At 39.6% G+C, this 13875-nt stretch carries 9 protein-coding genes and 1 tRNA gene; 7 read left to right on the top strand and 3 right to left on the bottom strand.

What is annotated here, in order from left to right; genetic code table 11:
* Nucleotides 1-55 precede the first annotated feature (55 nt).
* From AC5JL8_RS09455 to AC5JL8_RS09435, 5 genes are all read left to right on the top strand, one after another.
* Nucleotides 56-1303, top strand: a complete 1248-nt coding sequence (locus AC5JL8_RS09455) for a glycosyltransferase family 4 protein (RefSeq protein WP_495879516.1) — start codon at nt 56-58, stop codon at nt 1301-1303.
* Nucleotides 1304-1360: 57 nt separating this feature from the next.
* Nucleotides 1361-2485 (top strand): glycosyltransferase family 4 protein, encoded by a 1125-nt coding sequence (locus AC5JL8_RS09450; RefSeq protein WP_495879515.1) that lies wholly within the window; start codon nt 1361-1363, stop codon nt 2483-2485.
* 38 nt (nt 2486-2523) lie between these two features.
* Nucleotides 2524-3948, top strand: a complete 1425-nt coding sequence (locus AC5JL8_RS09445) for a hypothetical protein (RefSeq protein ID WP_495879514.1) — start codon at nt 2524-2526, stop codon at nt 3946-3948.
* A 125-nt stretch (nt 3949-4073) separates the two neighbouring features.
* Nucleotides 4074-4145: transfer RNA gene (locus tag AC5JL8_RS09440), tRNA-Gln, on the top strand.
* Between the two features lie 519 nt (nt 4146-4664).
* Nucleotides 4665-6941, top strand: a complete 2277-nt coding sequence (locus AC5JL8_RS09435) for a GumC family protein (RefSeq protein ID WP_495879513.1) — start codon at nt 4665-4667, stop codon at nt 6939-6941.
* Nucleotides 6942-7115: 174 nt separating this feature from the next.
* Here the strand turns inward: AC5JL8_RS09435 and AC5JL8_RS09430 are convergent, their stop codons facing one another.
* Nucleotides 7116-7748: a TenA family protein gene (locus AC5JL8_RS09430; RefSeq protein ID WP_495879512.1), complete on the bottom strand. Its 633-nt coding sequence runs from the start codon at nt 7746-7748 to the stop codon at nt 7116-7118.
* Nucleotides 7749-7875: 127 nt separating this feature from the next.
* Nucleotides 7876-8646 (bottom strand): pentapeptide repeat-containing protein, encoded by a 771-nt coding sequence (locus AC5JL8_RS09425; protein ID WP_495879511.1) that lies wholly within the window; start codon nt 8644-8646, stop codon nt 7876-7878.
* 837 nt (nt 8647-9483) lie between these two features.
* Between AC5JL8_RS09425 and AC5JL8_RS09420 the strand changes: the two genes are divergently transcribed.
* Together AC5JL8_RS09420 and AC5JL8_RS09415 are read left to right on the top strand one after the other, a co-directional pair.
* On the top strand, nt 9484-9648 hold the full coding sequence (locus AC5JL8_RS09420; RefSeq protein WP_495879510.1) for a ribbon-helix-helix domain-containing protein: 165 nt from the start codon (nt 9484-9486) through the stop codon (nt 9646-9648).
* 117 nt (nt 9649-9765) lie between these two features.
* Nucleotides 9766-10872, top strand: coding sequence for a histidine decarboxylase (locus AC5JL8_RS09415; protein WP_495879509.1), 1107 nt, complete (start codon nt 9766-9768; stop codon nt 10870-10872).
* Between the two features lie 145 nt (nt 10873-11017).
* On the opposite strand, the gene AC5JL8_RS09410 is transcribed toward AC5JL8_RS09415, so the two are convergent.
* Nucleotides 11018-13810, bottom strand: a complete 2793-nt coding sequence (locus AC5JL8_RS09410; RefSeq protein ID WP_495879508.1) for an ATP-binding protein — start codon at nt 13808-13810, stop codon at nt 11018-11020.
* Nucleotides 13811-13875 lie beyond the last annotated feature (65 nt).

Raw genomic sequence — 13875 nt, 5'->3', positions numbered from 1 at the left:
TAGAACTATGTAAATTAACTTGTTTTTCAAACTATATGTTTATTCTTTATTGCTTATGAAAGTACTAATTTCTGCCTACTCGTGTGAACCAGGGAAAGGATCTGAACGTGGTGTCGGCTGGAATGTGGTTCGGGAAGCTGCCAAATATCATGAAGTTTGGGTTTTAACTCGACCTGATGAAAGTAAAGAAGCCATTGAAGCAGAGCTAGCCTCTAACCCAAACCCTAACTTGCACTTCGTCTATTTCACCCTACCCATCTTGGGTAGTCTGTGGCGCTTGGGGTCGAATGGCGCAATGCAAATCCACTACTATCTGTGGCAGATACAAGCATACTTTGTAGCTCGTCGTCTACATCGTGAAATTGGCTTTGATGTCGTACATCACGTTACATTTGTTAAGTATTCTAATCCCAGCTTTCTGTCATTATTGCCAGTTCCCTTTATCTGGGGGCCTGTTGGGGGTGGGGAAACTGCACCAAAAAAGTTTTGGCAGGATTTTAACTTTCGTGCTAAAGCTTACGAAACGGCACGCATTCTCACTCGCTCTTTAGGGGAACTTGATCCCTTTGTGCATATGACTGCGAGAAAGAGCGCCATAGTAAGAGCCACAACAGAGGATACGGCTCAAAGACTATACAAAATGGGCGTGAAATATGTGAATATTCTGTCCGAATCAGGTTTGCTCCACGAAGAAATAGCCGCTCTTAGCCAATACAAAATGCCTGATAACTACCCTGTAAGGTTTATTAGTATGGGTAGACTTTTGCATTGGAAAGGTTTTCACTTAGGGTTACGCGCCTTTGCACAAGCAAACCTACCAGAAGCAGAGTATTGGATTATCGGGGATGGGCCAGAAAGAGAGCAACTGCAAACCTTGGCACAAAACTTGGGAATTGCTCAACAAGTAAAATTTTGGGGCACATTATCTAGAGAAAAAACTTTAGAAAATTTAGGGCATTCTCATGTGTTGGTTCACCCCAGTTTACATGACTCTGGTGGATGGGTATGTATCGAAGCAATGGCAACAGGACGCCCAGTGATCTGTTTAGATTTGGGAGGGCCAGCACAGCAGGTAACGAAAGAAACTGGCTTCAAAGTTCCGGCAATTAATCCAGATCAAGCAGTTGTTGATTTGTCAAAAGTAATGATTACTTTAGCTAAAGATCCAGAACTTCGTATCCGCATGGGGCAAGCAGGACAGAAGTTAGTTAATGAGAATTATAGCTGGCAGGTTATGGGTAAACACTTAGCCCAGGTCTATGAAGAAATTGGATGTTCTCAAAGAGCTAAAGTACTTAACTGAATCAGAAATTTTTTACAGAAAAATTTCTAATTTTAGTTTATTTAACCATCTTCTAATATGCACATTTTAATTGCCGCTTTACATAGGCCTACAAAACCTACTGGAGTTTGCAGACACGCTGCAAATCTTGCTAGATGTCTTGCTGATACAGACAAAATTAGCAAAGTGACTTTGGTTATAGGCTCATGGCAAAAAGATTACTTTGAATCTTCTTTTTCTCTAAAATCAGATAAAATTGCGTGGGTAAATGTAGATATTGAAAATCGGTCAGTTACGAGGAATATCTGGTTTTTATCCGGTCTACCAAAACTTGCCAAACAACTTCATGCAGATCTGGTACATTTGGCATTTCCGTTACCATTTTTTCGTCAACTTTTACCATGTCCTGTGGTAGCTACTATTCACGATCTATATCCTTATGAATACCCAAAAAATTTTGGTTATCCTAATGTCATTTTTAATCAATTATTTTTGAGACAATGTGTTAACAATAGTGATGGGCTATCTTGTGTTTCTAAATATACACTAGAACGCTTAAAAAATTATTTTCCCCACATAGAACAGCGAAAAAAAACCGCTGTAGTATATAACTACGTAGACTTTAGTCAAGTCACTCCCAAAGTTCCCAACGCTAGCAATGTGAAATTACCTTTTTTACTCTCTGTTGCCCAGCATCGCAAGAATAAAAATTTAGATATTTTAATACAAGCATATTATTTACTTTTAAAAAATCATCAAATCGCAGATCTAACTCAACTAATTATTGTGGGTAGCTCTGGCCCAGAGACAGACAATATTCTTAACCAAATTCAAGCGCTTTCTTTGGCAAACAGGGTTCTACTAATGACATCAATAGATGATGATGAACTGTGTTGGTTATACAATAACTGTGACCTTTTAGTTGTGCCTTCTTCAACAGAAGGTTTTTGTTTACCTTTAGCTGAAGCATTATATCTTGCGTGTAAAGTAGTTTGTTCTGATATTCCTATATTTAGAGAAATTGGCAACCATAACTGTACTTATTTTGAATTGCAGGGAGATAACAGCCAAAATCTTGCTCAAGCTATTATTAATTGTTTATCTAAGCCTGATTATGATAATAATGTTTCAGATCAACGCTTTTCTAAATTAAAAGTTTCGCAACAATATCTTGATTTATATGCTAAAATGTTAAAATTTTAAATAATTTTTTATGAAAACATTAATCTTATAGGAAATATATGCAAAGCATTATCCATGAATCAGCAAATTTTCAAGGAAATAGACAAGGTTATATTAAAAATATATTTCTTATATTATTAGCCTTTGCTAGTGCTTTTTATCCTCGGATTTTTAGTGCAGTAGGTGCTCCATCGTTAATCAACTTTATACATTTTATAATTGTTCCTTGCACATTAGGGATTGTGCTAGTTAGTACTAGAACAAAAAATCGGCTACAAATAGGATTTACATGGGAAATTATAGCTGGATTACTTTTTTTCTTGGGTGTCATGCTCGCTAGTGCGCTATTGAATCAAGCGGGAGTAATTAATGTCTTATTAAACTTTATACTACTCACTGAGCCTTTCATGATATTGCTAGCAATATTATGTCTGCCGCTATCAATAGCAAGTTGGAAAAAATTGAGATCTTTTCTTTTAATATCTTCTATTATAAATATAATTTTAGCAATTGCTCAGCACTTTCTTTTAATCACAGGTATCTTAAAATATTCTCGATATTCCTTAGCGGATAATGTACAAGGTGTATTTTATTTATCAGGAGCAGGTAATTATGTATCTGTTTCTGTTTCATTAAGCGTTGCCATATACTATTTTATAAATGCTAAATTTTCTCCTCTTTGGTTGCGTATATTTTGTATATTTGCAGCATTCTATCAATTAGTAGTTTCTGACTCAAAACAAATATTGATAGTGTTCTTTTTAGCATGGATAATTTTAGTATTTACGAAATTCAATAACTTTAGAAAGCTACTATTATATTTAGTAGCCATAGTTGTTGTTATAGGTGGCTTTTTTTGGTTAGTACTAAATTCAAATATAGAAGCTTTAAGTGCATTTAAACATTGGGCTAATAGAACCTCAATTTACATCCCTCCTGATGGCGAGGGTTTCCAGGCTAAAATAGCAGGAATTGAGATGATCGCTAGTTATTTTAAATCTCCTTTCAATTGGCTGCTGGGCCTTGGCCCTGGCCATACTGTTAGTAGATTAGGAGGATGGGTATTTCGGGATTATGCATCGATGGTGATTCCGTTAGGCGCTACAACTCATCCCGTCACAGAACAAGCCTGGACTTTTGTGAATTCCAACTGGCTGATTTTGGAATCTTCCCTGTTTATGCCTCTTTTCAGCTGGGCTGGTATTTGGGGAGATTTAGGGTTTATCGGTTTAGCAACTTATGTGTATCTGGGCTATATCGTTTGGAATCGTCTTTGCTGGGACGATTTTTCCAAATTTTTGATGCTGACTCTGTTTATCTATGGATTGATTATTACTCAGATGGAGGAGCCTGGCCAAACAATGACTGTAGCTATCTTGATTGGGTTGCAATGGCATCAGAGGCAAATGAGTAAGCGATCGCTTACTCATCAAGCATACCTGCACAACGATGGCAACGCTCAGATACCTACCCACAAAAGTTAGATTACTCGGATGATCGTTATCTGGCTGTAGTCAAAAGGAAAAAATCTAGGTTTTTCCAAAATCAACTTTCAAAGTACTTGACATAACACTAGGAGTAGCTGCTATATTAATCAAAGTGTGAACATTGGGGCGTAGCCAAGTGGTAAGGCAGCGGGTTTTGGTCCCGCCATCCCTAGGTTCGAATCCTAGCGCCCCAGTTAAATGAATTCTCAGATCAAGAGCAAATTTATATTGTTATTTGAATAGTTAGCTAATTATTAATTAACTACGAATTTGCTATAGGTACAATTAACTTGAAAGATGTAATGCATTTGCATCTTAGCGCTTAATAATTGCGAAATTGATTGGTTTAGCGTGAATTTACTTAAGTAAGTACAGCTAAAATTAATACAATTTATGTTAAAATTTAATATCTAAACGAAATTACCCAACTTATCCTGCGTAATGTTACTGTAGTTATAATGCATTTATCGTAATTAGTCTGCATTTTCCCTACTATAGCCAGCCAAGGTCAAAGGACTGTATAGGTAAGTCTTTTGCTAATATAACCCCCCTTGAGATAATTTGGACTATCTAATAGGTATCCAATGAAGTGATTGTTGTACCAAGTACAGAAATAGAGAAGGCAACTTTTAAGAAATTTAACTGCCTATACCAACATTGACTTCAAGAATTCACCCATTCCAGGAATACAAGTAGTTTAATTGACAAATCCTATGCTGAATTCAGAAAAATATATTCACCCATTGTCACAAGCAAACTTGAGCCAGTTGAATGATATTGATGAAGGTGGATTAAATCTGGGTCAAGTTGGAGTTGTTTTACGACGGAGATTATTATTAATTGTTGGTACAACTGCCTTAGTAGCAACGGCAGCAGTATTGAAAGCGGAAACAGAACCCCCAGTCTACCAAGGCAGTTTTGATATTTTAACCAAACCTGTTACTGGTGAAAGTCAAGCTGTAGCTAATCTTCCTCAAAATTTAAATGTAGCGTCTCCTGAGTTAATAAGAGACATTCGGACAACCATAACAGTTTTAAAAAGCCCTCGAGTTATTTATCCTATTATTGATGAGTTGCAGAGCCAATACCCTGACCTAATTCAGAATTTTCTTGACGAGCAATCTCCAGGGCTAAATGCTGCAAGTGTAAGTTCAGCAGAACTCACTCCAGTCTTATATGGTTACTTGGTTGAAAACTTAACTATTGCAACCAAACAGCCAGATATCGTAAATGTGCAATTTACCTATCTAGACCAAAAGCTAGTTAGCGTTTTTTCAAATTTACTTGCTAAAGCTTACTTAAAATATAGTCTAGAAGAACGTCAATCAGATGTTGATCAAGCTATTAATTTCGTTAATGTACAAAAACAGCCAGTAGAGAATAGGCTGAAATTATGGCAAGAGAGATTGCGATCGCTGCAAGTTGAGAATACCCTGATCGAGCCAGCACAGAAAGCTCAAGAAGTGTCTAGTCAAGTTGCTTCTTTCAGGCAACAGCGAATAGAGAATCGCGTGCAGCTAGAACAAATGATGGCTAAATATGAAGACTTACAAAGGGAGTTAGCGCAGGAACCTGGTGAGAGAGCTGGTAATTCTTTGCTTAGTGATAATCCTCGCTACCAAAAGATACTTGATCAGATTCAGGCAGCAGATATTGCCATTAAACAACAGTCGGCTCTGTTAACAGATGATAACCCAGTAATGGAGACTCTAAAACAGAAAAAAGACTATTTACTGCCATTACTTGCACAGGAAGAGGCGCGGGTTCAAAAAGACTATCAAAGTCGTATTCAAGAACTTAGAGCGCGTGACCAATCGTTGGAAAACAAAATTTTTAATCTTAACAATGAAATTAGAGAATTGGCAACAACTAGCCGTAATTATGACAATATTATACGGGAATTAAAAATTGCCAACGATGCCTTGGTTCAATTTACAACCAAACAGCAAACTTTACAAATTGAGAAAGCCCAAAAGCAGCAACCTTGGCTTTTACTTGATCCGAGGCTCACTAAAGTAGAGCAACCTGCTGCTGTTTCAAACAGTACTAAGAGAAACTTAGCGTTGGGCGGTATTTTAGGTTTGCTCTTGGGTGTAGGAGCAGCTTTAGTAGTGGATAAACTTAGTAATATATTCTACTCTGCTCAAGAACTCAAAGATGCTACTAAACTGCCATTACTAGGAATAGTTCCCTTAACAAAGGAACTGCAAGCGGAGGCTAAAGAAGGTCTAGCTAGAGGCGTGCATAATTCAGATGGTGCCTCTTTCTTTGAGGTTTTTCGCTCTCTTTACACCAATATTTTACTCTTGAGTTCGGATACACCGATTCGCTCTCTTGTGATCAGTTCAGCCGGGCAGGGCGATGGCAAGTCTACAATTGCTATGCAGCTAGCACAAGCAGCAGCAGCGATGGGTCAACGAGTATTAGTGGTAGATGCTAATTTACGTGCTCCTAGCTTACATAATCGAGTCGGGCTGATGAACATTCAGGGCTTGACTGATGTTATTTCACAAGATTTAGATTGGCACAATGTAATTGAGCCATCGCCCTTGGAAGACAATATGTTTGTGATGACAGCAGGGCCAATTCCGCCAGACTCGATGAGGTTGCTTGCGTCTCAAAAAATGCAAAATCTGATGAAGGAACTGCAAGCAAATTTTGATTTAGTGATTTATGACACGCCTCCGCTTTTAGGATTTGCAGATGCCTATCTATTAGCTGCTAATACTAATGGTCTTGTGCTAGTAGCTGGTTTGGGTAAGCTCAAGCGCACTGCACTACAGCAAGCATTGGAACAGATCCAAATCTCTGGAACTCCTTTGTTAGGGGTGATAGCTAATAAGTCTAAGGATGCTGCACCTGTTTCTTATCAGTACTATCGGCAATATTACAAGCAGCAGAGTGTGAGTGCTGAACGAGTAGGAGTAAATACAGAAGCAGAGCGCGCTAGAATTCAGGATAGACTTCGGGAAATCAGAAGAAAACAATAAAATCGAACCTACACACGAAGAGTATCTGTTGAGAGTGGGTGTAAGGGGGTGAAGAGTAATTCTCCCTCATAGCTCTACACCCATTGTCCAGTCCCTTGATGAGCGTTTATCACTGCGTAAGTTTTACTTTGTTGGGTAGTTGCTAGAACAAATTTTACGGTATCGGTCTAGTTATCAAAAAGACTGCGATGGCATCCATGCAGATTGGAAAAATTCATGCTCACAGAACATTGCATAACGATAGGTAGAGTGTACTAACGGTGTGGCAGTGGCATAACTTTCAATTAAAGTTTCTAATTGTTGTGCCAAGGGCTGAAAATCTGCACTGCTGTAAGTCCGAATCCAGTTTGCATATAGATGCTCGGGAATGCCATCATGAGCTAACTGTTCTCCCAAAAAAGCGTAAAGACGCATACAGGGGGACATAGCCGCAGCAGTCAAACCCACATCCCCACCCCAGGCTGTAGCTAATAAAAAGTCAGTATAACGGCGAGTGGCTTCTGCTGGTGTTACAGAGTGTAAATTAACTCCCCATTGAGCAGCATAGCTTTCATGTAGCTGTAGTTCCGCCAAAACTCCATCAGCTAGGGTATGAAATGTAGTAAATCCTAGCCAGTCTGGTGCTTTAGCGGCAGCGATACTGTAGGCGCGGGCAAAAGCTTCTAAGAAAAAAGCATCTTGTCCTACGTAGTAGGCAAATTTCTCTTGCTCAAGAGTACCTTTAGCAATACCTTGAATAAAAGGATGCTCTAGACAAGCTTGGGCTAGGTCTTGATTTGCTGCCCATAATTCGCTCGATAGACTCATTATTTATTAATTAAGCTGTTCTACAAATTGATCATGAGCATTTTAGGTAAAATCTACAAACCCTTTCTTGTGCTAGTCTGCCGCCTCAATGTGTAAATTAAACCACAACAGCTTATTCTCTCCATATCTAAAAGGGTAAGAACTGGAGCAAGACTGAGCCGAGACTGCCTAAAAAGTCAAAAAAACTGGGTTTACCAACACTGACTTTATTATCTGGGGGTGTTTGCAGTTCTTTAATAAAGGCTTGTGTTGTTAGCTGCCCAGGGCTATTGTTTTGGGATGTGAAAAGTTTTTCTGCAATCTGAGCATCTTGGAATGCACCTTGTCGATCCAAGATTTGATAACGGGCAACACCACGCGCTAAGTAAGCTCCTGCATAGTCGGCTTTGGTGGCGATCGCTTGATTAAAATATTCAATAGCTTGCTGTTGGTTGCCTTTTTCCGCTTGCGCTACCCCCAAAGCATAAAATTCTTCTGGTGTGGCAATTTGTAATGGTATACCAATCGCACCTTGAATATTAGCGCTGTTAAGGTTGACTCCACTTAATTCTGCATTTACTAAATAGGTATTTCTCAAGTCAGCACCAGCCACATTTGCCCCACCGAGTTTAGCGCTGCTCAGGTTGACGCCAAATAAACCAGCACCGCTCAAGTTCGCACCTCTTAAATCAGCACCACTCAAGTTGGCACGGCTGAGGTTAGCACCAGCAAGATTGGCTCCGCTCAAATTAGCTCCAGATAAGTCAGCCAAAACCAAGCCTGCACCAGTTAGGTCACAGTTTTGACATTCTTTAGTTGCTAATAAATGTCTAATATCGTCAGAATTTGCAGCCTGGACGGTCGTTGCCAGGCTAATGATTGTTAAAAATACAGATATGCTGAGAATTTGGCTTTTCATACTGGCTGTTGCAATATCTCTTACTTAATACCCAGCCTTAGCTGAGACAAATTTATACTTCAGTTTATGATATGAGAACTTTAATGAATTTGACCTCGGTAGTAGTCTATATTACTTGTTAGGTTGGGTCAGAGCGAAAACTTGATTGTTGTGCAAGTTCATTTCTTGAGCGTTCTTTACCTCATGCAACTTTGCCGCATGGACAATGGCACAATCATTCTCCTACTCTAACTAGTGAGAAAAAGTATCGATTAAAAAGTATTACTACCGCTGCACCCTGTTATAACTGAAAAGCATTCAGAGCAAGCATTTCGCACAAGATGGCATGATTTTTCACAAATCGTTGCCATACCCCTACATCAATTGAGGGATAGCGATTATCGCTGTTAACTTCTAGTTTCAGTAATAATACTAGTTTAAAAATGAGGTAAGAAGCTAATGAATGGTAATACAACTATAAGAACTAATCAGTAAGTTATTGAAATTATAGGTATTACCACTCAAATATGAAGAAATGTGTTAGTTACAGCAAAAGGAAAAATGATTGTGAAAATTTAAAATTATGCTCTTTGAGAGACGGGTAAAATTTACTTCATGAATATGCTTAGTTTAAATTGATATCTTTTCATTAATTTTATATTTTATTTATAATTACTTTTTGCAAAACTAGCCAAACTTTATATTTTTTAATTTGTTTTATTTCTTTATTATAAAATAATGAAATCTAGCGCTTTCTTCATTATTTATTATCTTTAATATCCTTATAATTACTATTGGAATAGCAGCTTAAATAATTGATATTAAAGAAGAAGTTTCCGAATGTAGCTTGTCTAATACGTGAATAATAAATGGACTGTTAAACGAATTACTATCAATCTCACATCAGGCGAGGCAGAGAAGCTTGAACAATACTGCTCAATGACAGGGAGACCAGCAACAGATGTAGTTCGGGAGTTAATCCGCTCTGTTTCAACTGGCAAGGAAAAACCCTCTGAAAATTAGCAAATCACGAGAATTGGCTACACAATCTGTTCATTGCTGCTCCAATCAATGGGTATCACCCCACCTCCAAACCGCTTAAGACAATCCGCTATAACCAGCAATATTCGGGTAAATAAAATGGATATCGACTTTCTTTCTGAGTATCAGCAGATTCTCAATGAAGCATCTCAGTTTCATTTAGGCTATCCCTACAACCTTAAACACGATAATACTTTTTTGCTACCTTTTCTGAAGTATTCAATTAATAATCTTGGGGGAGATTGCTTCACCAAATCGAACTATCGAATTGATTCACGAGACTTTGAAAAAGAAGTTTTGCAATTCTTTGCGAATTTATACCATGTTCAAGATTGGTGGGGATATGTAACCACTAGTGGAACTGAAGGCAACTTATACGGAATACTTCTCGGAAGGGAAAACTATCCTGATGGTATTTTGTATGCATCGGCAGCCTCGCATTATTCTGTAGGAAAAGCAGCTAAGTTTTTCAGAATTCCTTATCAAAAAATTGGTGTGCAAACTCCCTCAGAAGAAATGGATTATGGTGATTTCTACGAGAAGCTTGTGCCTAATGCGCCTGCCATCATCTGTCTTAACCTGGGTACTACTTTTACAGGAGCAATAGACGATATCGATCAGATTCTCAATGTTCTGGAGATGAAAAAGGTTAAGCAATTCTTTATTCATGTGGATGGTGCCTTAGGTGGAATGCTTCTACCTTACTTGCGTCCGCACTGGATTGATTTCCACAAACCCATCAGTTCGCTTTCAATTTCAGGACACAAATTCATTGGTAGTCCTTTTCCTTGTGGCATTGTTATTACTAAAAAACATTTGATTGAATCCCTCGCATCTGATATTGAGTATATCGGCGCTCAGGATATGACAATTGGAGGTAGCCGCAACGGACATACTTCGCTTTGTTTATGGTATGAAATCTTCAAAAGGCGTTCTAGCTTTGGATTAGAAGTAGTTGATTGTGTAGCCAAAGCAGAGCATTTGTACGAAAAACTGAAGCTAAGAGACTTAAATCCATTTCTCAATCCCTATTCAAATACAGTTGTTTTCAATAAACCCTCTAACAATCTTGTACAAAAGTACCAACTTGCAGCAAGGGGAGATTATGCACACGCAATTATAATGCAGAATCATTACATTGAATTTCTGGATTCCTTTGTTGAGGAACTTGCTAGAGAGCAGCTCAGTTTGGCAAAAATAGGGTAGAGGAAAATAATTCGCAAGTATTAGGGGTATAAATAGCAGGCGATGCTGTTAGCAAAGCTAGATTTTGCCCCTTAAGTCTAAAAAATCGAGATATAGAAGAGTTAACAGCAGCGTCAAGGTATCAGAAGGAATCAAGTCGTTTATTTTATTGTGAGTGCCTAAGTGGAATTGAGATCGCAAATTCTGTACCCTTGCCTGGAGAGGAAATACATTGTAATTTTCCTCCATGTTTTTCAGTAATTATTTGATAACTAATAGATAAGCCTAGCCCTGTGCCTTTACCTACTGCTTTGGTGGTGAAAAAAGGATCAAACAATTGTTTTTGAACACTTTTCGGAATGCCACAACCATTATCGGCAATACGAATAATTATTACTTGCTGGTCAGCAGCGAGGCCAGTATGAATGCAAATCTGGGGATTGCTAGTTGTTGTTCCATTGGCCATTGACTCCTCCAAAGCATCGATCGCATTCGCCAGAATATTCATAAACACCTGATTGAGTTGTCCAGCGTAGCATTCCACAAGTGGTAGATCGCCGTATTCTTTGATGAGTGCGATCGCTGGATAATTAGTTGTAGCTTTGAGGCGATGTTCCAAAAGCATCAGCGTACTATCAATGCCCTCGTGAATATTTACCAACTTCATCTCCGCTTCATCCAAGCGGGAAAAGTTTCGCAAGGACAGTACAATTTCTGTAATTCTTTCAGCACCCACTCTCATGGAAGTTAGCAATTTTGGCAGGTCTGCTACTAAAAAATCAATATCTATAGCTTGTGCTTGCTCTTGGATTTGGGGTGCTGGGTTGGGATAATACTGCTGGTATAATTGCAGCAGTCTGAGTAAATCTTGGGTATATTCGTTGGCAGGGGTGAGATTGCCATAGATAAAACTGACTGGGTTGTTGATTTCGTGCGCCACACCTGCCACTAACTGCCCCAAACTAGACATTTTTTCACTCTGCACCAGTTGAGATGCTAGCAGTTTTGCTTCTTTTTGCAATTGTGCTTGTGAGTGTCGTAATTGTTCCTCTGCTTGTTTGCGTTTAGTAATGTCGTGGAGAATGACGACATATTCTTGAAAATCTTGATGCGGTCGGTCTGAAATAGAAACTTCCAAAGTTCGGATACCAGCCTCGTGGAATAGGGTGTGTTCACTTCGCTTTGTCCATTGTTGTGGCTCGTAGGGTAATCCAGGTAGCCATTTGCTGAGGTGATTTTCTAGCAACTCAAATGGTTTGATATCAAAGATAAATTCGGTTGCTGGGTTTGCCTGCCTGATAATACCCTGCTCATCCAAGACCAAAATACCATCCTGGGCAACAGTAAACAGGTGTTCGGCAGCTTCTCGCGCCTCTGCGATCGCCACTACCTGGGGTAAACTCGTCCAACAAGCTATAGCTACTCCCACAAATGCCACTGTCATCAGTAGCACAACAAATAGATTTTCACCTCTAATATTTGTTAGTGTGTTAATTTTGGCACAAAATAACCAGCCCGTTCCGACTGCACCGCACACTAGAAAAATTAGGATGCTTACCTGGAGCATCACCGAATCTTGGATGATTACCAAAGGACGTGCGCGATATCGCCGCATCCACCAACTTAAATGAAAAGGAGAAAAGGCAATGCGACGGATCACCGCATCAATTCCCATGATCGCAATGGGAAATAATAGCCCAATCAGAAAGTTGATCCAACCCCAGGCAACTCCGCCCACTAGCAGAACCACAACTTCTAACAGTAGAATGCCCAAAGATATCCGAGGGAACAAAACTTCTGGGCGATTGCGCTGTAGCCAAAGCCCTAAATGTAATAACATAAAGGAGACAAACCAACCGATATTTCCAACGGTCACGATTCGCGCCACATCTCCCCAAATTAGATAAATTAAGCAAAGCACCAGAGTTAAGCTCAGAGCAGGTATAAACACGCCGCGGCGCGACACGGCAGAAAATACTGGTGAGATATGATTGTCTAAGGCAAGCTGATACAGAATTCTAGGGCAATTAGAAACTACCGTTGCAGAACCTAACAGACAGGCAGCCACCAGCAAGAAGGTGACGTTTATAGCAGCCCATTGTCCCCAAAAGGGCGCAGAAGCCGCCAAAAGATTCAAGAAAGCATTGTCCTTGAGGTCTGGAGCTGTTGCTAACCGCATAATTACCCAAGACCCTCCTATAAAGATGGGTGGCATCATCCAAGCAGCAATATCCAGAAAGCGCAGCGTCTGGGTGGGATGACGGCTATCTGCGACAAAAGAAGAAGCCGTTTCACAGCTGTAGGTGGCGTAGGTAACGTAAAAGAACCACTTTGCCCAATCCACGAAGCTCAAGGATGACCAACTGCTGGGAAAAAGCCCAGGACTAGCACTAGAAAAAGTTAACCAGCCAAGACCCTGTATACAGAAGGTAATTAGCAGCCCAAACGCTGGAATTGCAAAAAACAAATGCAAAATACTCAGCGCACGAGTGCCACTAAATGCCACTACAAACGGCAGCAGGGTAAAGCCAATGTGCAGGAATATTTCAGGACAGGCAATCCCCAAGGCCTCCAATTGCACCTTAATTAAATCTGTGAGTACGATCGTATTAACTGATAAGTAGGAAACCCAGTTAAGAAGGTATCCAATTGCAGCATAGCGAGCTAGTCCAGGGTAGCGTTTGAGGAGATGGCTGACATAGTTAGGCGTTCCTCCAGCCACATCAATAAAATGCATACCCAAGCGTTTGACCTGATAGTTGATCAGCATCCCAACAATCACGCCAGGTATCCAAACAAGAATAGCTTGTGAACCAAGAGCAGCATGAATTGCTGGAACCAATGCTACCCATGAAATATGAGCTGTAAAACCGAAGCCCCAGCTTTCAATAGCACTCAGGCTTCTAGCCAAACGAGGGTATGAAGATTGGCTCACAGAGGGATAATCTTGATTGGACATGATTGGCAATACTGAGCTTTTTTAGTTAACCTTATTACCTAGAGTTCCCATTGCATCATTGTCCT

Source organism: Mojavia sp. (genome assembly GCF_059505145.1).
This window is presented reverse-complemented; position numbering and strand designations above follow the sequence as displayed.